Origin of the sequence: Arthrobacter sp. UYCu511 (assembly GCF_040547105.1) — a bacterium.
Taxonomy (GTDB): Bacteria; Actinomycetota; Actinomycetes; order Actinomycetales; family Micrococcaceae; genus Specibacter; species Specibacter psychrochitiniphilus.
In genome coordinates this window covers 20782-40063 of the sequence record NZ_JBEPPB010000015.1, presented here as the reverse complement: position 1 = coordinate 40063, position 19282 = coordinate 20782, and the positions used below count along the sequence as shown (strand labels likewise).

General features: G+C 59.4%; 17 protein-coding genes. 11 read left to right on the top strand and 6 right to left on the bottom strand.

From position 1 onward, the window contains the following. Positions 1-3: 3 nt before the first annotated feature. Both ABIB48_RS16600 and ABIB48_RS16595 read right to left on the bottom strand, forming a co-directional pair. Positions 4-993 (bottom strand): Gfo/Idh/MocA family protein, encoded by a 990-nt coding sequence (locus ABIB48_RS16600; RefSeq protein ID WP_354213662.1) that lies wholly within the window; start codon positions 991-993, stop codon positions 4-6. Positions 994-1009: 16 nt separating this feature from the next. After that, complete coding sequence (locus ABIB48_RS16595) at positions 1010-2161, bottom strand: GntR family transcriptional regulator (RefSeq protein ID WP_354213661.1); 1152 nt, start codon at positions 2159-2161, stop codon at positions 1010-1012. A gap of 290 nt (positions 2162-2451) precedes the next feature. Here ABIB48_RS16595 and ABIB48_RS16590 point away from each other — a divergent pair, with 290 nt between their 5' ends. The 9 genes from ABIB48_RS16590 to ABIB48_RS16550 all read left to right on the top strand — a co-directional run bounded on the left by ABIB48_RS16590 (position 2452) and on the right by ABIB48_RS16550 (position 13305). Then, complete coding sequence (locus tag ABIB48_RS16590) at positions 2452-3765, top strand: ABC transporter substrate-binding protein (RefSeq protein ID WP_315914338.1); 1314 nt, start codon at positions 2452-2454, stop codon at positions 3763-3765. Beyond that, on the top strand, positions 3765-4721 hold the full coding sequence (locus ABIB48_RS16585) for a carbohydrate ABC transporter permease (RefSeq protein WP_354213660.1): 957 nt from the start codon (positions 3765-3767) through the stop codon (positions 4719-4721). Before ABIB48_RS16590 ends, ABIB48_RS16585 begins: the two co-directional genes overlap by 1 nt. A 10-nt stretch (positions 4722-4731) precedes the next feature. After that, positions 4732-5676, top strand: a complete 945-nt coding sequence (locus ABIB48_RS16580) for a carbohydrate ABC transporter permease (protein WP_110104852.1) — start codon at positions 4732-4734, stop codon at positions 5674-5676. Continuing rightward, positions 5676-7139, top strand: a complete 1464-nt coding sequence (locus ABIB48_RS16575) for a sulfatase family protein (protein WP_354213659.1) — start codon at positions 5676-5678, stop codon at positions 7137-7139. Before ABIB48_RS16580 ends, ABIB48_RS16575 begins: the two co-directional genes overlap by 1 nt. Next, on the top strand, positions 7136-8455 hold the full coding sequence (locus ABIB48_RS16570) for a sulfatase family protein (protein WP_354213658.1): 1320 nt from the start codon (positions 7136-7138) through the stop codon (positions 8453-8455). Before ABIB48_RS16575 ends, ABIB48_RS16570 begins: the two co-directional genes overlap by 4 nt. A gap of 87 nt (positions 8456-8542) precedes the next feature. Next, positions 8543-9253: a response regulator transcription factor gene (locus ABIB48_RS16565; protein ID WP_062294031.1), complete on the top strand. Its 711-nt coding sequence runs from the start codon at positions 8543-8545 to the stop codon at positions 9251-9253. A gap of 15 nt (positions 9254-9268) precedes the next feature. Beyond that, the gene (locus ABIB48_RS16560) at positions 9269-10759 is read left to right on the top strand and encodes a sensor histidine kinase (protein WP_110104855.1); all 1491 of its coding nucleotides are present in this window, start codon (positions 9269-9271) and stop codon (positions 10757-10759) included. A 133-nt stretch (positions 10760-10892) separates the two neighbouring features. Further along, on the top strand, positions 10893-11186 hold the full coding sequence (locus tag ABIB48_RS16555; protein ID WP_110104856.1) for a WXG100 family type VII secretion target: 294 nt from the start codon (positions 10893-10895) through the stop codon (positions 11184-11186). A 130-nt stretch (positions 11187-11316) separates the two neighbouring features. Beyond that, the gene (locus ABIB48_RS16550; protein WP_354213657.1) at positions 11317-13305 is read left to right on the top strand and encodes an HNH endonuclease signature motif containing protein; all 1989 of its coding nucleotides are present in this window, start codon (positions 11317-11319) and stop codon (positions 13303-13305) included. Positions 13306-13338: 33 nt separating this feature from the next. Here the strand turns inward: ABIB48_RS16550 and ABIB48_RS16545 are convergent, their stop codons facing one another. The 4 genes from ABIB48_RS16545 to ABIB48_RS16530 form a co-directional block, all read right to left on the bottom strand. Next, complete coding sequence (locus ABIB48_RS16545) at positions 13339-14286, bottom strand: RNase H family protein (RefSeq protein ID WP_354213656.1); 948 nt, start codon at positions 14284-14286, stop codon at positions 13339-13341. Positions 14287-14462: 176 nt separating this feature from the next. Continuing rightward, positions 14463-16088, bottom strand: a complete 1626-nt coding sequence (groL, locus tag ABIB48_RS16540) for a chaperonin GroEL (protein ID WP_354213655.1) — start codon at positions 16086-16088, stop codon at positions 14463-14465. Positions 16089-16429: 341 nt separating this feature from the next. Further along, positions 16430-17044, bottom strand: a complete 615-nt coding sequence (locus tag ABIB48_RS16535) for a LytR C-terminal domain-containing protein (protein WP_315914344.1) — start codon at positions 17042-17044, stop codon at positions 16430-16432. A gap of 42 nt (positions 17045-17086) precedes the next feature. Then, a complete protein-coding gene (locus ABIB48_RS16530) occupies positions 17087-17344 on the bottom strand; it encodes a DUF3263 domain-containing protein (protein ID WP_245932048.1) in 258 nt (85 codons plus the stop codon). Positions 17345-17578: 234 nt separating this feature from the next. Between ABIB48_RS16530 and ABIB48_RS16525 the strand changes: the two genes are divergently transcribed. After that, positions 17579-18334, top strand: coding sequence for a uracil-DNA glycosylase (locus ABIB48_RS16525; RefSeq protein WP_396334230.1), 756 nt, complete (start codon positions 17579-17581; stop codon positions 18332-18334). An 83-nt stretch (positions 18335-18417) separates the two neighbouring features. Next, complete coding sequence (locus ABIB48_RS16520; RefSeq protein ID WP_502914145.1) at positions 18418-19272, top strand: siderophore-interacting protein; 855 nt, start codon at positions 18418-18420, stop codon at positions 19270-19272. Positions 19273-19282: the final 10 nt, after the last annotated feature.

Below are 19282 nucleotides of genomic sequence, written 5' to 3'. Positions count from 1 at the left end.
AGCTCAGCGCACCAACGCCGGTGTCAACTCAACGGACTCACCGCTCTGAGCAGATTCGTAGGCGGCCAGCACCAGCTCGACCACGTGCTTGGCGTGCGTGCCACTGACGGCTGGCGCAGCCCCGCGCACGGCAGCGTGAAAGTCAGCGAGCTGGGCCGTGAAGGCATTCTGAATATCATCTGCCGAGCTTGTGTGCAGGACTGTGCGGACGCCGTCGATCTTCATGAAAGTACCTCTGCGTGGATCAGCAGTGATGGTGCCCCGCTCGCCCACCACGAGTACTTCATCGATGTTTTCCGGAGTGTCGGAGACAATAGTGATGCGTAGCTGCACATCATTGGCGAGGCGCAATTCCATGGTCCCGTCAGTTTCAACGGGTGCCCCGAATCGGTTCAACGTGCTCGAGGTGATCCGCACGGCGGGCGCACCGCCAATCCACAAACTCCGGTCCAGGCAGTGTGCACCGATGTTGATAAAGGCGCCGCCGCCGGAAACAGCTTTATCAAAGAACCAGTCTGGGCGGGACCCTGGACGGTAGTCGGTGCTTCGGTAATCGTGGATCATCAGCACCCGGCCCAGGACACCGCTCTGAAGCGCCGCCATGAGGGCCAGCTTTTCAGCCATGAAGTGCTGGATCATCCCCACCACCATGACTACCCCGGCTGCCTCGCAGGCCGCCTCCATAATCTTGGCGTCCTCAAGCGTGGTGGCCATAGGCTTTTCCACCAGCACGTGCACGCCATGGGATGCGGCAGCCACCACCATGTCCTTGTGCAGGCTGTGCGGGGTGTTAATAACAACCGCGTCCACCACCCCCCCAGTGAACATTTCCTGATAGTCGGTGTAGACGCTCGCCCCCCAGGGTTGGGCAACGTTGCCGGCAGTTTCCGCGTTCAGGTCACAGACCGCGGTGAGGGTTAGCCCCGCAATGTCCGCAATTCCTTGTGCATGAAATCCGGCCACCGCACCTGCCCCAATAATTCCCAAGCGCATGATTGACTCTCTTTCATTAGCGTTGTTGTAGTTTGTGGGCGCGTGTGTCAGCGCCGTGTTTAGCTCCACAGGAGTCCCTGATAACCAGCCTGGGCCGCAGCCGTACCTGATGGACGGGGCAGTCGTCACCTTCTACCAGTCGGCGCAGCAAGATTTCAGCCGCCATCTTTCCCATCCGATGCTTGGCCGGTGCAACCGCTGTCAGGGGAACTTCAGCCAAATCAGCGAGCTCATCATCATAAGAAACCAAAGCCAAGTCATGCGGGATTGCCACCCCTGCCCGCCTAGCCGCCGCTTCAAGCAAGGCCGCCTCCCTATCACCAAAGACCAAGGCCGCTGTTGAACCGCTGGAGAGTACTTCTTGGAGGAGTTGCTCCGCCGCCCCTGATTCCCACTCCGACTTCAACGCCCGGCGCACCAGAGGAGTGAAGCCCAGATCTGCCGCCGCACGCTTATAACCTTCCACAATGGCTGCCTCGGTTGGCGTGTTGGATCTGGTCAGGAGGGAAACCGTTGGGTGCCCCAACTCCAAAAGGTGGGTGACGGCGTCGTATGCACCACCTTGATGGTCCGAGCAAACATGCTCAGTCCTATCCCCTGGGCCCAAATCCATCAGACTACGCTCGAGCAAAACCACCGGGACATTGAGCGAACTCAATTCACGCACCCGCTGTTTCGGATCCGCAATCCCTGCCAGTGTGGGCACCAGGATCAGCCCGTCAACCCCAGAGTCGATCAGGAATTGGATACTTGAATCTTCCCGCGCAGGATCATAGTTGTAGGTAGCCAAGCGCAAGCTGACATCGTGGCTTGAGAGCGTTTCCTCAATGCCTTGCAGCACCCGTGGGTAATAGAGCTGAGTGTCTGGCAGGAGAACACCCACCGTAAAGCGAGAAGGTCGCCGGGCAGGCTGGCGCTCAGCTACAAAGCTACCTGCGCCTTGGCGCCGTACTACGAACCGTTCCGTTTCCAGTTCCTCATAGGCCCGGCGCACAGTGGTCAGAGACATGCCGGTCTCGGCCGCCAGCTGAGCCTCGGTGGGCAACTTGGCACCCACGGCCCAGGTCCCAGCCAGTATGCCGCGGCGCAGATCGCCCGCCAGAGCTTGAAATTTCAGCTCTCTGGTGTCCGCGTCCCGAATCTTTTTACCCTGTGATGTGTTCTTCAATGTTCCCTCTCCAGCTACTGCTGCGCTTGAGTCTGCCAAAGGTATAAGAGAGGAATATATGAGTACTTTGCATATTCCTCTTGTAGCCTGCACCGCACCTTTGCGTCACTACCCATTAAATGCGCGAGTTATGGGTCAACGCCTTGAGGGTAGCGGTAAAACTAAGATAAAGATAACTCTAAGTACTCATTGAATCCTATCTTTACTCACTGTTTGAGTATTCTCACTGGCCCGTGACGCAGAGCACAACTCCACGCAGGGCACAATTACTTCTAGCAAGGGTGTACGCAATGACAACCAAATTCCGTTTTGCACGGACACTGGCCGTGATGGCCGGCGCAGCCTTGGCACTCTCCGCCTGTGGTGGCGGCACCAACGGTTCACCAGGAGATGGCGGCACAGAGGGCGGTACATTGTCGTACTGGTCCATGTGGAAAGAGGGCGAGCAGCAGCAACTGATTATTGCCCGCGCCATTAAGGATTTTGAAGCTGAAACAGGCGCAACTGTCAACGTCCAGTGGCAGGGACGTTCCAACGTCCAAAAGCTCGTCCCCGCTCTGAATACCAACAATGTCCCTGACATTGTTGATGGCTCCTACGCCAAGCTGGCCCCTATTCTGGGCGACACCGGACAGGCTCTTCCCTTGGGCGATGCTTATGCCGCTGAGGTTGAGGGCACCAAAGTTTCCGATCTGATTCCGAAAAAGTACCTTACTGCGAACAACATTCTCGATGCTGACGGGACGCCCTGGATGCTGCCCTACAGCCTCACATCGGATGGTTTCTGGTTTGACGCAGCGCAGCACCCCGAGCTGGAGACCGCTCCGCCGGCATCATGGGATGACTTCATTGCACTATTAGATAAGTACAAGGCAGAGGGCAAGGTTCCGCTGGCAGCCGACGGCGACATTGGCGGCTACAACTCCATGTGGTTCACCACCGCACTGGTGCGCACCGACGGAGCAGGCTCCTTCGCGAAGGTGGTCCAGGATAAGACAGGCGCCGCTTGGGATGCTCCGAATGTCTTGGCCGCAGCCAAGAGGGTTGAACAAGTTGTCAAGGGCGATTATCTGATCAAGGGCTATAACGCCAGCAAGTGGCCTGCCCAGCAGCAGGTTTGGGCCACGGGTGGAGCCGAGCTCATGCTCAACGGTTCCTGGATCCCGACGGAAACAGGTACTTACGCTTCCGAAGGTTTCAAATTCTCATCCTTTCCATTCCCTGCCGAAGCCGGACAACCAGCATCGGTACGCGCAGACTTTGGCGGTTGGGCCATTCCCAAAAAAGCCAAGAACCCGGAACTGGCTCAGAAACTGGCCACCTTCTTGCTGAAGAAGGACTACCAGGACGCCTACGGCACCGAAGCTAAAGTCCTGCCTATCCGCACCGATGCAGCCACCTCTCCGGAAATGGCATCTGTGAAGAAGTCCATTGACGGGGCCAAAGAAATCTACCTACAGAACGACGGCGTCACGGCCCCCGGCTACGTTGAGAAAGTCTTCTGGCCCATCAACGATGAGCTGTTCCTTGGCAAGATCAACGCTGGAGAATTCGTCCAAAAGATGAAAACCGCAACGGTTCAGTACTGGAAGGACAACAGCTAATGTCACGCACCACAACCCGCCGCTCCCTTTCCGCGGCAGCAGCCGTGGAGAGGGGGCAGGGTGGCAGCAGCATTGACCGTCAGCGGCGCAAGCTTCTTGTACCGTTTGTTGGCCCCGCCTTCATTGTCTACACGCTTCTGTTCATTATTCCCGCCATCGGCGCGGCCTGGATCAGCTTGCATGAATGGGCCGGCTCCGGCCCCATGAAGTTTGTAGGTGTGAAGAACTACATCAGGGTATTCCAAGACGATCTGTTTATGAAGTCCTTTGGCAACACACTCCTGCTGTTGTTCGTGGTTGGTGCTGCCATCTTCATCCTTGCCTTCGCCATGACGTTGGTGCTGCGGGATATGGCCGGGAAAAAGATTGTCCGCAACGTCATCTTCTTCCCGCACCTGATCAATGCCCTCGTTTTCGGCGTACTGGCCGGCTTCATCTTCAACCCGGGCGGCATGGTCAACACTCTACTGAAGCCTTTTGGTGTCACTGAACCACCCGCTTGGCTGGCCCAAGACAACATCTTCCCGCTCATCATGGCCACACTGGTGGCCACCACCACCGGTTATTTCACCACCATCTTGATGGCTGGTGTAGATCGCATTCCTCCTTACTACTACGAGGATTGCGCCCTGGCCGGCGCCAATGCATGGCAGCGTCTGAGGTATGTGATTCTGCCCCTAACCTGGGACGTGTTTGGCACCTGCGCTGTGCTGTGGACCATCTCCTCCGTGAAGATCTTTGAGATCATCTGGGTATTCGGCGGCAGCAGCGGTGCCGGTATTCCACCCACACAGAGCTGGACCACCGCCGTGTACACCTACGTCACGGCCTTTTCCGGCCAGTCCACACCTGCCTATGGGGCGGCCACCGCCTCGGCCATCATCTCTTTGGCCTTGGTATCCGTCCTCGTGGTGTTCCTGCGCCGCGCTATGCGCCGTGACGCCGTTGAATTCTAAGGATCAGCCCATGTCTACTCTCACCGCACCCGACCAGGTACCGAATCAGGCACCGGATTCACGCACCGATACGCCCGGGAAGAAGCGCAGCAAGAACTACCGCGGCGTCAGCCCGGCCCTGCGCGCTGAAAGCAACATCATCCGCAGCATCGGCGTGTTCTTGTTGTGGGCTGTGGTTGCCGTCAGCATCGCCATGCTGCTGTGGATGGTCCTGCAGGCATTCCGCGACACCCGTTCTATCCTCTCCAGCCCTTGGGGAATGCCGGAAAGCCTAGACTTCTCCAACTTCGTGCGGGCCTGGACTGTTGGTGACTTTGCCACAGCAACGTTCAATTCTGTCATCACCACTGCTGTGTCCTCGTTTATAACGGTGGCTCTGGCAGCACCCGCTGCGTACTACCTCAGCCGTGTGGAAAGCCGCCTGACCAACGGGCTGAGCCTGTACTTCATCCTTGGCTTGGGTATCCCGGCGCAGGTCATCTTGATCCCGCTGTTCGTGATGCTGAACAAGGTTTACCTGACGGACAGCCTGATTGGGCTGAACTTGGTCTACATTGCCGGTTCCATGCCGTTCACCGTATTCCTGCTAACGGCGTTCTTCCGCAGCCTGCCCATGGAGATGGAGGAGGCCGCCGCTCTCGACGGCGCCACTGCCCTGCGCACCTTCGTCCAGATCACCCTCCCACTGGCCAAGGGAGGCATCCTGACCGCATTTGTTCTGCAGGTGGTAGCGCACTGGAATGAAACGCTACTGGCGCTGACACTGATCCAGTCCACCGAAAAGTACACCCTGCCCGTTGCGTTGATTTCCTTTGTGCAGCAGCAAACCTATTCAGGTGCTGATTGGGGCGGACTCTTCGCCGGCCTCTGCATCGTAGTCCTGCCCATGCTGGCCATCTACATCTGGCTGGGACGCCGGCTCACGGAGGGCCTGACCTTGGGAATGGGCAAGTAGTGCCCACTCCCAACCTGCTGTTCATTGTCGCCGACCAGTTCCGGGCCATGTGCCTGGAGCCGGGCGGCGACCCTGTTTCCACCCCTAATTTGGATGCCATGGCCTCCGACGGCGTATCCCTGGCCCACGCTGTCAGCAGCTACCCGGTGTGTAGTCCGCACCGGGCCATGATGATCAGTGGGCAATATCCGGACGCGAACGGGGTCACCCACAATGTGAACTCGCAGACCGCCACTTGGGGCGTTGGCTTACGCCCGGATGCCCCCTCGTGGGCTTCGGCACTCAGGGATGCCGGATATAACACCGGCTACATTGGTAAGTGGCATTTGGAGGCCCCGGTGCCCGAGGATGCCATCCACGGCACCGGTCCGCTGGAAGATGGGCGGTACTGGGATGCTTGGTCGCCGCCGGATCGCCGCCACGGCTTTGATTTTTGGTATTCCTACGGCTGTTGCGATGAGCACCTCACCCCTCACTATTGGACCTCCGACGCCGGACGGCACCAGCGCACTAACGTCGCCGGGTGGTCAGCCGCCCATGAAACGGACGTGGCCATTGGCTTTCTAGAACGCGCCGCATCCATGGCCTCCGGGGATGCGGACCGGACGCCCTTTGCCTTGGCTGTTTCCTGGAACCCACCGCACCAGCCCTACGATCAGCTGCCGCTGGTGCACAACACCAGCTACGGCGCCCTTCCCCCCGCAGAGCTATTGAACCGTCCCAACGTGGACCTCGACTCCCCCGCCGGGCGCGAGGCCGCCACTATTGCACCCCTCTATTACGCAGCCGTTTCTGCCATCGATGCGCAGGTGGGACGGTTGCTGGCAACCCTGGACGCTCTGCATCTGGCGCAGGACACACTCGTCATTTTTACCTCGGACCACGGCCAGCAAATGGGGAGCCAGGGCCTTATCTACAAGAACGTGCCGTACGAAGAGTCCATGCGGATACCGTGGGTCATGCGCTGGCCCGGGTGCCTGACCTCCTCTGCCGCGGACAGTGTGGGGATATCCAGTGTGGACATAGCACCTACTCTGTTGGGACTGCTCGGACTGGGCGAGCAAGTCCCCGCAGCAATGCACGGCACCGATGTCTCGCCTGCGTTACTCGCCCACGGTGGCGGGGCCCAAGGGGGTGGCGCTCAGGGGGGTGAAGCTGGGAATCTGGGTTCGCCGTCGTCCTTGTATTTCTACTACCCGCGCAACAGTTCCGATGTAGATATCCGGGGGTTGCGCACAGCCTCCACCAAGTTCATTGCCCGTTTCCAGCCAGCCTCCGGGCTGTCCACAGAGCTGTTTGATCTGGCCGGAGATCCATTCGAATTAGAGAACATCACCGATCCCTCCGCAATCCGGCACTGGGCGGGGAGCCTTTCAAACGCCTTGGCAGCGGCGGGCCAGTCATGGAACGGCGACCAAGCACTGAAAGTATTGGCAAACACTACGTTGGGAGTGCAACTATGAACATCCTTCTCATCATGGCCGACCAGTTTGCTGCCCACGCACTGGCACGCAGCCGTTCCACCGACGCGCATTTCAAAACGCCCAACCTTGACCGGTTAGCGTCTGTCTCCACGGTTTTTACCCAGGCCTACACGCCGTTTCCGCTGTGCGTGCCGGCCCGCAGCTCCATGATTACCGGAAAATATCCGCACCAGCTGGGCATCATGAACAATAAGTCTGCAGATGCTGCTCCGCGCTCCGAGCCTGGCCACGGTTCACAGTCACTTGGCCATTGGTTCACCGCGGCGGGCTATGACTGTGCCTACGCAGGCAAATGGCATGCCCTCCAGGCCAGCGCTTCCGTGAATGACGGCTTTGCCCCCATCCACCCCTTCGGCGACGAGGGTCTGGTGGAGGCGTGCCATGACTGGCTGGGGCAGCGTAGTGGCGAACGCCCGTTCCTACTGGTGGCATCCTTTGACGATCCTCACACCATTTGCGAATACGCCCGTTCTCAGCCCATGCCTTACGGGGATGTGCCAGCCGCCGCCGTTGCTGAGGCTCCCCCGCTGCCGGCGAACTTCTATAAGGCGCCCTACGCCTCTGAGGCACCAGCCATGGAACAGGTTGCAGCGGCACGTCTCTACGGCACGGCTGGATTCAGTCCCGATGACTGGCGCAGCTACCGCGCCACCTATGCCGCACTGGTTCAGCGCGTTGACCAACGCATTGGGCAGCTGCTGGACGGGATTGATGTGGCGAGTACCTCCGTCATATTTGTCAGTGACCACGGTGACGGCGACGCGTCGCACGGCTGGAACCAAAAGACTGCCCTGTACCAGGAATGCATTAAGGTGCCATTTCTGGTGCAGGTGCCAGGGCGGCCCGCAGCGGTGGTCACTGAGCCTGTGGCAGCCGTGCTGGGGCTGCTACCTACGCTGTGCGAAATCGCGGGAATACAGGTGCCGGAGGGCCTCGCCGCACCATCAGCACTGCAGCGGGACGGGAATCCGGTGGTGGTGGAAACAGCGTTCGCGGACGCAGCAGCATTGCCCGGTGCACGAACATCGGGCCGGGCGCTCATCCTGGGGCACTGGAAATACACGGTATACGGGTGGGGACAATACCGCGAGCAGCTCCATGATCTGGCCGCCGATCCGCAAGAGCAGCGCAACCTGGCCGCGGAAAATGCCTTCGCGCCGGAGCTCGAACGGATGCGGACGGAGCTATTGCGCTGGTGTGAGGAGACTGGGGATACGGCGTTCCGCAAGCGTCTGGTGCTGCCGAAAACGGCGCCGGCTGGAAAACATCAAGAGATCTTTCGGGTTCCCTACTAGCAGCTGGGAACTAACTGGGCGTAAGCTGACAGTACATACCCACGGAATATCCAGCGTATTCCCAGCTAATGGTCGGAGACTGAAATGGTGAAAAAGACTGGACCTGAAGCCAAGCTGCTCGTTGTTGACGACGAGCCCAATATTCGTGAGCTCCTATCCACTTCCCTGCGTTTCGCCGGGTTTGAGGTTATCGCCGCCGCCAATGGCCGCGATGCCTTGGCTGCTGCTGAGGAGCACAATCCTGACCTGGCCGTTCTGGATGTCATGCTCCCGGACATGGACGGATTCACCGTGACCCGCCGGTTGCGTGCAGCCGGGCGGCACTTCCCTGTGCTGTTTTTGACGGCCCGCGATGACACCGAAGATAAGGTCACCGGCCTGACAGTTGGCGGCGATGATTACGTCACCAAGCCCTTCAGTTTGGATGAGGTGGTGGCCCGCATCCGTGCGGTTCTGCGCCGCACCCAGCCCACGGAGGACGATGACGCGGTACTGCGCGTTGCCGATCTGGAGCTCGACGACGATGCCCACGAGGTGCGCCGCGCCGGCAAGACCGTGGAACTGTCCCCCACCGAGTTCAAGCTGCTGCGTTATTTGATGCTGAACCCCAACCGTGTGCTGTCCAAGGCCCAGATCCTTGACCACGTATGGGAGTACGATTTCAACGGCGACGCCTCCATTGTGGAATCCTACATTTCCTATCTTCGCCGCAAGGTGGATATTGATGCCTCCCTCCCCGCCCTGATTCAGACCAAGCGCGGCGTGGGGTACGTGCTGCGAACGGCTGACAAGCGCTAACGCACACCCAGTCCATTGATTACGTTGTGGAAAAACGCCTCCCTGCGCTCACAGCTGGTGGCCATCATCAGCGCCCTGTTGAGTGTGTCTTTGTTGGCGCTGGGAGCCACAACGTTTCTTTTGCTGCATTCCTTTCTGGAAGACCAGATGGACACGCAGCTGACCACTTTCCAGCGCTCCATTGTGGGCTACGGAACCGTGGATTCGCAGAATACCGGACAGACCCCGTTTGCCTTTGACTACTATGTGGGTTTCCACTTTTCCAATGGTTCGCTGGCTGATCAAAACCGTTCAGGGCAGGACAAGCCGGTCTACCCGGGCCTATCCATGGCCGAGGCACAGGCCCTCAATGGTAAGAAGTTTTCGGTCCCGAGCAGCGATGGCGGAGCTCCGTGGCGGGTGACTGTTATTGCCCCTCAGAAGTTCAGCTTTGGCACGGTGGAAATGAATCAGGGAGGCACTCCCTATGTGGGTTATGTGGTGGTGGGGCTTCCCTACGAAAACCTCAACATCACCATGGAGCGCTTGGCCGTGGTCATTGCCGGGGTTGCCATCCTGGCCGTCACCTTGGGCACCATGATCGCCTATTGGACGGTCACCCGCTCCTTCAGACCGCTGGGGCGCGTGGAAAAGACGGCCGCGGCCATTGCTGCTGGCGATCTGTCCCGGCGCGTGGATATTGAGAATCCCGCCACGGAAGTGGGCCGGCTATCCGGCTCCCTGAACGCCATGCTGGCCCATATTGAACATGCTTTTGCTGCACAGACAGCGTCAGAAAAGAAGATGCGCCGCTTTGTGGCTGATGCTTCCCATGAACTGCGCACCCCCTTAGTCACTATTCGCGGCTTCTCCGAGCTGTACCGGCACGGCGCCCTTCAGACCCCGGACGATGTCGGCACAGCCATGGGCCGTATTGAAAGCGAGGCCAAGCGCATGGGCGAGCTGGTCGAGGACCTGCTGATGCTGGCCCGCATTGACGAGCAGCGTCCGCTGCAGCTCAAGCCCGTGGACCTGCTTATCATTGGCCACGACGCCGTCCTGGACGCCAAGGCCACAGCCACGGACCGTACCTTTAGAGTCACCGGGCTCGACGGCGGCCCCGGAACCCCTGCCACTGCGGTGGGAGACGAGGCGAAATTGCGTCAGGTGGTGACGAACCTGATGGGCAATGCGCTGCGCTACACCCCCGATGGCTCCCCCATCGAGATCATGGTCGGGACCCGCCACGATGGTGAGGCCCAGTATTCTGTGATCAAGATTCGCGATCATGGCCCCGGCATCTCAGCCGAAGAAGCTCCTCGGGTGTTTGAACGGTTCTACCGCGCGGATTCCTCACGCGATCGGAACACCGGCGGCAGCGGACTCGGCTTGGCCATTGTTTCAGCCATCGTGGCGTCCCATGAGGGAACTGTCAGGTTGGAAAACACCCCCGGCGGAGGGGCCACCATGGCGATTGAGCTGCCCTTTAGGGAAGACAGCACTGACGCTGATTCCTCCACAGACTAGAGCAGGGGCGAGCCTGTCCACGGGCCGGGCATCCAGTGTTCCGCTGCCCCAGTGCGCCTCTTAGGCTGAGCTTACCCAGTGACATTCGCTGGACATAGGCACAAGCCCTAGGTTTGAAGGCAAGGTAACCCCCATGGCACAGTTCAACGTCAACAGTGACGATCTCGCCCTGAAAAGCACCGCAGTCAAAGGCTCAGTGGAACGAATCCGGACCGAGGTAGACGCCATGAAGCGCAACCTCCTGGATCTGCAGTCATCATGGACAGGGACAGCGGCCACCAACTTTCAGTCGCTCATGACGGAATGGCACGCCACCGAGCTAAAGGTGGAAGCATCTTTGGAAAGCATCAACTCCGCACTGTCCATGGCTGCAACTCAGTACGCTCAAGCTGAGGCGGCCAACACCCGCATGTTCACCATTCGCTGAGCTGTCAGGGCTGGTTGGGTTGGGACGGGTTGGGCTGGGTTGGGTTGGGTTGGCCCAACCAGCTTCAAATATAGAAACTATATATTAGAAAATTCTATCCATATGGTATAGATTCATATATAATTATGGTATGGGCACGGCCAATTGGCCCGGATCTTCAGAGGAATCCAACCTTTCCGGACCGTCAGTTTCAGGAGTCAATCTCGAGAAGGCTCTCGAGAATTACTTCTCCACGGCCTTCCACTTCCCCGTAGAACCCTCCTCCGGGAACCAACACCAGGATCTTTTTTTCTCCGATCTTCCAGATCTTCCAGAAGGTGCTGACGATGGTCTGATCGATGAAGAAATGTTCTTCGACGCGGTGGCAGAACAAGCCCGGCGAGAATCTGCAGCCAGCTTCGGAGGCGCTGAAAGCTGCGGTGAAGGATTTGGTGAAGGATTTGAAGGATACGACCCCGCGCTCCAAGACAATCGGCTGCCGTACAATCCACTGGCTGGCGAACCACGGGCTGGCGAACCACTGGCAGACAATCCGCTGGCAGCCAATCCACTGCCAGCAGGCATGGCGCGGAAGTACCTCGATGTCCTGCGCTTCGCCGAGCCACTGATTATGCCACCCCCACTGAGGGTGGCTGTTTATGGTGGGAGCAAACGTGTTCAGCGGCTGCTCCCCACCCTAACGGCTGAAGAGCAAGCTCACTACGTTCAGTGGACACCCGAGCTGGGTGCGGCAGCATTGGCTGGCTTGGATCCCGCGAAACTCTCGGACGAAGAACTCCTCACCTACATTCAGGCCACGGAGCGTCAGGCCTCCTGGTCCATGGCCCGGCAGTCGGCGGCCATCAATGAGTTTTCCACACGTCGACCGCCTGTGTGCGGCGAAGAACCACCCGAGAAGCACCCGGACCGCTCCCGTTATGCGGCGGCAGAGCTCATGGCCATGTTTGCTATCAGCACCGGCGCCGCTGAACGGCTCATTACCGACGCTGAGCTTCTGACCCGGCACCTGCCTGATACCTTCGCAGAATTTGATCAAGGCTCGCTGGACATCCGCAGGGTCCGCTCAGTGATCAGGGGATGCCAGAACACTCCCCCGGAAATTCTCCACGAACTGGAATCCAAATTTCTCAACCAAGCCATGAACAGCAATCCCAACGCGCTGACGCGAAAAGTTCGCGGGCTCGCCGAACGTCACAATCCAGAGCCCATTTCAGAACGTCATCGCAGGGCACGCACTGGCAGGGATGTTTGGCTCACGCCGTTGCCAGATGGCATGGCCCTCCTGGGAGCACGCTTGCCAGCCACTGATGCCACCCTACTGTTTAACTCGCTCGATGAGTGGGCACGGTCAGCCAAGCTGAACGGTGAGGATAGCCATGGAATCACTCCCACAGGGCGTCCATCTCGTTCGCTCAGCGAATACCGGGCGGATGTGCTGATCGATCTGCTGCACCAAGTCCTGCTGCACTCATCCACCCCGCCGCCGAACACTTCTGGAGTGAACAGTTCCGGAGCAAACAGTTCCGGAGCAAACAGTTCTGGCGAAGAGGCGAACGGCGCAGGCTGGAGCGGTGCAGGGCCGTACTTCAGGAATCGAATTCCGGCCATTCTAAATATCACGGTTTCGGCGGACAGGCTCATGGGGAAGTCGGCAGATCCTGTGATACTTGATGGATTCGGCCCCATCCCAGTAGACGATGTCAACCACCTAGCCGCCACTGCAAAGTTTTGGCGAAGATTCCTCACCGACCCGGATACTGGGATAATGGTGAGCATTGGCCGGAAATCACGAAAACCGCCAAAAGCCATGGCTCGTGAAGTTCGGTTTAGGGACCCCGTCTGTACCGGTATTGGGTGTGACCGTCCCGCCCGCTCCTGCGAATTGGACCACACGAACCCCTTCAACAGAATCACGTACTCCTCAGATGGCAGCGAACTGCCGCCCGGAGAAACCAGCATCGAGAACCTGCGCCCACGCTGCCCTTACTGCCACCACCTCAAGGACGATCCTCATACAGGGTGGACTGTGGAGCATGTCAGCCCGGGCGTCACCAAGACAACAACACCAACTGGGCGCGTGTACATACAGACCCAAGCTGGCGTCGAGGCCCCCTTCTAGGGCAACTGCTGAAAACTGCCCCGGCTATCCGCACTACCGTTCTGTGGTCCCTTGATGAAAGCGCAGACGCCATTGTTGGCCATCCAGCTGCCACAGAGAACTTCGCAGGGTGTTTCCATTCGTTGAAAGAGTGCGGTAGCTCAGCAGGGCAGTGGCAGCGTCCACCTTGTTCAGGTTGAGAACTTCCATTTCAACGTCTGCGGCCACCTCATCAGCTAGTAGTTCCAGCGTTTCCGCACGCGAACGCAGGCTTCCGGAGGCACCAATCTCTTCAAAGTCGGGGTGCAACAGCTCCGCTAAACGGAGCGGATTGGAGCGGACACTCGGGTCAAGTAGTTCCTGCTCGAGCTCGCGCACAACATCCAGGCTGCTCTCAACTGGGAGCGCGAACGAGGGATCAGGCTCATCGTCCAGCATGGAGAACAGGTCCGGTTGTGCTTGCCCTGCAGGCTGCCCCGACCCTGAGCAAGCAGAGTTGGCGGCAGGAATAGCGGCAGGGTTAGCACCAAGGTTCGCGCCGGGGAATCCGGGCCCGGCGTTGGGGGAACGTTTGGCCTGGTGTGCGGTGGCTGCGTCCCGTGCGCGGTCATCAGCGGCCTCGTTCAGCTCATGCCCGGCATGGCCTTTGACCCACTCAAAGGTGAATTTGCGGCCAACAAGCGCGGCATCAATCTCCTTGAGAAGGTCCAGGTTCAGAACGGGCTTGCCGTCCGATTTTCGCCAGCCTTTGCGCTTCCAACCTGGCATCCACTTGGTGACGCTGTTGATCACGTACTGACTGTCGCACAGGATGTGCAGTGGTTCCTCCGGCATGTGTGCCGTGGATTTGAAGAGGTCAAGGACTGCCATGAGCTCACCCATGTTGTTGGTGCCGTGGTCCCAACCACCAGCACGCCAGCAGTTGTCATTCACATACCATGCCCAGCCAGCCGGACCGGGGTTTCCTAGAGCCGAACCATCGGCGGCAGCAACAATTGTCATGTGTTACATACTTTCAGACTCCACCGACACTCAGGCACCAAAGGGGCGCCAACACCCCGCCGTCAGGGAAAGAAAAAACACCCCTGCCTGTAGCGGGGATGGATTTCGCATGCTTTTTGCGAAATCGTACTGCCCGCGGGGCAGGGGTGTTTTTACTTGAGCGATAAGACGGTGGGTTAGAAGCCGCCCATTCCGCCCATGTCGTCGCCGCCGCCAGCCGGGACAGCCTTCTCAGGCTTGTCGGCAATGACTGCTTCAGTGGTGAGGAACAGTGCAGCAATGGAAGCCGCGTTCTGTAGGGCAGAGCGGGTTACCTTTACCGGGTCGCTAACGCCAGCAGCCAGCAGGTCCTCGTACACGCCGGTTGCAGCGTTCAGACCGTGGCCGTTGGGCAGTGAGCGGACCTTGTCCACCACTACGCCAGGCTCCATGCCTGCGTTGAGGGCAATCTGCTTCAAGGGAGCGTCAATGGCAACACGCACAATGTTGGCGCCTGTTGCTTCATCGCCGGTCAGTTCGAGAGAGTCAAACGCGGTAACGCCGGCCTGGATGAGAGCAACACCACCGCCGGGGACGATGCCTTCTTCCACAGCTGCCTTGGCGTTGCGCACTGCGTCTTCGATGCGGTGCTTGCGTTCCTTGAGCTCAACTTCAGTTGCGGCACCGGCCTTGATGACTGCAACGCCGCCGGCCAGCTTGGCCAGACGTTCCTGCAGCTTCTCGCGGTCGTAGTCGGAATCGGAGTTTTCGATCTCGGCACGGATCTGTGCAACGCGACCTGCGATGGCTTCGGCGTCGCCGGCGCCTTCAACAATGGTGGTCTCGTCCTTGGTGACAACAACCTTGCGGGCCTTGCCCAACAGGTCAAGCGTGGTGTTTTCCAGCTTGAGGCCAATTTCTTCAGCGATGACCTGGCCGCCGGTGAGGATGGCAATGTCGGAGAGCTGAGCCTTGCGGCGATCGCCGAAGCCCGGAGCCTTGACGGCAACGGACTTGAACAGGCCACGGATCTTGTTCACGATCAGTGTGGCCAGTGCTTCGCCTTCAATGTCTTCGGCGATGATCAGCAGCGGCTTGTTCGAAGCCATAACCTTTTCCAGAACTGCAACAAGGTCCTTGACGCTGGAGATCTTGGAGTTCACGATCAGGATGTACGGATCTTCAAGAACCGTTTCCTGGCGCTCGGTGTCGGTTACAAAGTAAGCGGAAATGTAACCCTTATCGAAGCGCATGCCTTCGGTGAGCTGGAGCTCCAGGCCGAAGGTGTTTGACTCCTCGACAGTGATGACGCCTTCCTTGCCTACCTTGTCCAAGGCAGTAGCAATGAGGGCACCAATCTCGGGATCACCGGCGGAGATGGACGCTGTTGCGGCGATCTCTTCCTTGGTCTCGATTTCCTTGGCGGAAGCCAGCAGTTCCTTGATGACGGCTGCAACAGCCTTCTCGATGCCGCGTTTGAGGGACAGCGGATCGGCGCCGGCAGCTACGTTGCGCAGGCCTTCCTTGACCAGGGCCTGGGCCAGCACGGTCGCCGTGGTGGTGCCGTCGCCTGCAATGTCGTCAGTCTTCTTGGCGACTTCCTTGACCAGCTCGGCGCCGATCTTTTCATAAGGATCGTCAAGTTCAATTTCCTTGGCGATGGAGACACCGTCGTTGGTGATTGTGGGTGCGCCCCACTTCTTTTCCAGCACTACGTTGCGCCCGCGCGGGCCCAAGGTTACCTTTACGGCGTCGGCGAGGATGTTCAACCCACGCTCAAGGCCGCGGCGTGCCTCTTCATCAAATGCAATGAGCTTGGCCATGGAGGCTTCAGTCCTTTCGGGACAGTCATTAGACAATTTCAAGATTCCTCGCACGGCGCCCGCGACGGACGGATGCGCCTTCTGCTGATATAGATACAACAGCGGCAAACCCTCGCCATGTGAGGAAATGTTATTACCCTGACGAAAGCGAAACTGCTAGAAATTAGCAGTCACCACCTCAGAGTGCTAACTCAATAATTAGCACTCGGTACCTCAGAGTGCAAGCGGGAGCGGCACTATGTGCTTGCGGCGAACGGCCGGGCAGGGGCTGGGCCGGGCATTCCCGAAGCTGGCGCAGGGCTTCACTGCAGCTGGCGCCGGGCCTGCAGAGGGTAAAAAACTTACGCTCCCGGGCCCAACACAACCGCTAGGGGAAGCCCGAGTTCTGCAGTATCCACCAACTCAGTGATATTCAGCAGCCCTCCGAGGGCTACAGCATTGGCCTTCTGCTCGAGGCCGCTGTAGAAAATAACCGATGTATTTTGCGGCTGCCCGCCCCAGTTGGAGGACTGTGACACAACCCATCCATCGCCCTGGACTGTACCGGCGTAGCGTGCGGCAAGTCCCGGTACTCCGGTGGCGTTGAAGATGGCCACGGTAACGCTCTTATCAACCACTGATTCGGGAGTTGCTTCAGCTGTGGGTGTTGACGTCGGCGTTTCCGTAGGCTTCGTGGTGGCAGAATCGGTCGGGGCGGGTGCCGTGGTGGCAGGCGCCGTCGGCGCAAGTGTCGGTGCCGCGGTGGTTTGGTTGGCCACAAGGGGCGGCGGCGTGGTGTTACCGAGAATTTTCGGCATGATGAAAAAGGCCAGAAGACCAACACACAAGGCGGCGACGCCAACAATCATCAAAGGCATTAAGGAGCGCCCCTGGGCTTCCATCGAAGACCGGTGGACGCCGTGGCGTGCCGAGTTCTCCTCGACGGCGTCGAATTCATCCCGCGGGTAATTACTCATTGTGCAGTGTGGTCCTTGTGGGTACGGTGGCGAAGGCGTGCGTTAGTTCCCGAGCCGCCGTGCGGAACGGGCCTGTTGCCGTGACAAACGTAGTCTACGCAACCGTTTGACCAGCATGGGGTCATAGGCCAGCGCGGCTTCCGTGTCGATCAACGCATTCAGAACTTGATAATAGTGGGTCGCTGAGAGCTCAAACTTCTCTCTGATGGCCTGCTCCTTCGCGCCGGCATACTTCCACCATTGGCGTTCCAGATCCAGCATCTGCTGCTCGCGTGCACTGAGCCCCACAGGAGTCCCCAGCGTTGCGGTAGTTTCTGCGGAGGGCTCTGCGGAAGCAGTCTCGTGATGGAGCGCTTCAGTCACAACAGTCCCTTTTCCGCTTGGCTCTCCCGTTCGGGCAGCAATCATGAGCCCGCTCTGTCAATGATAGGGGTGAATTACCGCCCTGTCATTTGGGATTGCGTGGATGGGCCGGGCGCTAGTGGGCGCTGTGGAGGAAGTCCCCTTCCCCCACCATGGCCCACAATGGAGAGCATGGACAGCGCACCCAGCCTTTTTGACCTGCCGGCCCCGGAACCCTGGGATGGAACACAATTGCAGGCCCTTGCCGCCTTGAAATCCGCTCCCCTGACGCAAATGGCCCCTGATTGGGCCACAGCATTGGCCTCCTTGGAGGCCACCTTGGCGAGCTTGGGCGCCATGCTTGAACATGAGTACGATTCCGGAACTCGCTTCCTGCCTCTACCCACCCAGGTGCTGCGCGCCCTGGGCACCCCCTTGGCCGAGGTGAAGGTGTTGATTGTGGGCCAAGATCCCTACCCCACACCGGGGCATTCAGTAGGTCTGGCGTTTTCCGTGGACCGCTCAACGCATCCGCTGCCTCGGAGCCTGAACAATATTTTCAAGGAATTGAACACTGACTTGGGCATCCCACCTGCCACCCATGGCGATCTGGGTGCCTGGTCCCGTCAAGGCGTCCTGCTCCTGAACAGAGTACTCACGGTGGCGCCAGGAGCGGCAGGTTCACACCGCCGTCGTGGGTGGGAAGAGGTCACCGAGGCTGTTATTAGAATCCTCGCAGCACGGAAACAGCCGCTAGTGAGCGTGCTGTGGGGCAAGGACGCCCAACGGCTGGCGCCGCTTCTCACCGGAACCCCCGTGATTGAATCGGCGCACCCAAGCCCACTGTCCGCATCCCGCGGCTTCTTCGGATCCAAGCCCTTTAGCCGCATCAACAATCAGCTATTAGCGCAAGGTGCCACCCCCGTGGACTGGCAATTACCACAATGAACTAGACTGGTTAGGACAACCTAACTTGGCGCTTTTTCCGCGCCCACCAGGCCGGCCTGCTTACCCGGCACCAGGAGCTCACCATGACCTCACCACAGCCCGCCGCCACCCGCACCATGGCACCTGCCGTGAAACCCCGCACCCAATACACCCTCAATGTGCTGCGCAAGGAACAACTCAGTCCGCACATGGTGCGCATCATTGCCGGCGGGCCCGGGCTGGCGAAATTTGAGCCCAAGGACGCCACGGACATGTACGTGAAGATCCACTTCCTGCACCCGGGCGTGGAATACACGGAGCCGGTGGATGTGTTTGCACTGCGCGAAAGCATGCCCCGTGAGCTGTGGCCCGTGACCCGCACTTACACGGTCCGCTGGATCGATCTGGCCGCGCAGGAGATTGCGATCGATTTTGTGCTGCACGGCAGTTCCGGGCTGGCCGGTCCCTGGGCGGCTGCGGCCATCCCCGGCGACAGGATTATTTTCTCCGGTCCCGGTGGCGGCTATCAGCCCAACCCCGACGCCGACTGGCATCTGCTCGCCGGCGACGAAGCCGCACTGCCTGCCATTGCTGCAGCCTTGGAAGCTCTGCCCGTAGAAGCCGCCGGCCACGCCTACCTAGAGGTTGATTCGGCCGCTGACATCCAGCCCCTGGACAAGCCACACGGCGTAGGCCTTACCTGGGTGTTCCGCAACGGGACCACCCCCGCCGAGTCCACGGCCCTCTTGGATGCCGTGCGCAACGGACCCTGGCCAGAAGGCACGGTTCATGCCTTTGTGCATGGCGAGCGTGAATACATGAAGGCGCTGCGGGACCTCCTTTTCAAACAGCGCGGCCTGGAACGAGCACAAGTTTCACTCTCGGGATACTGGGCCTACGGACGCACAGAAGACTATTTCCAGGCCGAAAAGCGCGAACCCATCGGCAAGATCCTCTAACCCGTATGAT

Coding starts and splice junctions, on each gene's coding strand:
- ABIB48_RS16525 (WP_396334230.1), top strand. CDS start 17,579: ATGGACAGCGCACCCAGCCTTTTTGACCTGCCGGCCCCGGAACCCTGG.
- ABIB48_RS16555 (WP_110104856.1), top strand. CDS start 10,893: ATGGCACAGTTCAACGTCAACAGTGACGATCTCGCCCTGAAAAGCACC.
- ABIB48_RS16585 (WP_354213660.1), top strand. CDS start 3,765: ATGTCACGCACCACAACCCGCCGCTCCCTTTCCGCGGCAGCAGCCGTG.
- ABIB48_RS16550 (WP_354213657.1), top strand. CDS start 11,317: ATGGGCACGGCCAATTGGCCCGGATCTTCAGAGGAATCCAACCTTTCC.
- ABIB48_RS16520 (WP_502914145.1), top strand. CDS start 18,418: ATGACCTCACCACAGCCCGCCGCCACCCGCACCATGGCACCTGCCGTG.
- ABIB48_RS16600 (WP_354213662.1), bottom strand. CDS start 993: ATGCGCTTGGGAATTATTGGGGCAGGTGCGGTGGCCGGATTTCATGCA.
- ABIB48_RS16570 (WP_354213658.1), top strand. CDS start 7,136: ATGAACATCCTTCTCATCATGGCCGACCAGTTTGCTGCCCACGCACTG.
- ABIB48_RS16545 (WP_354213656.1), bottom strand. CDS start 14,286: ATGACAATTGTTGCTGCCGCCGATGGTTCGGCTCTAGGAAACCCCGGT.
- groL (WP_354213655.1), bottom strand. CDS start 16,088: ATGGCCAAGCTCATTGCATTTGATGAAGAGGCACGCCGCGGCCTTGAG.
- ABIB48_RS16580 (WP_110104852.1), top strand. CDS start 4,732: ATGTCTACTCTCACCGCACCCGACCAGGTACCGAATCAGGCACCGGAT.
- ABIB48_RS16535 (WP_315914344.1), bottom strand. CDS start 17,044: ATGAGTAATTACCCGCGGGATGAATTCGACGCCGTCGAGGAGAACTCG.
- ABIB48_RS16590 (WP_315914338.1), top strand. CDS start 2,452: ATGACAACCAAATTCCGTTTTGCACGGACACTGGCCGTGATGGCCGGC.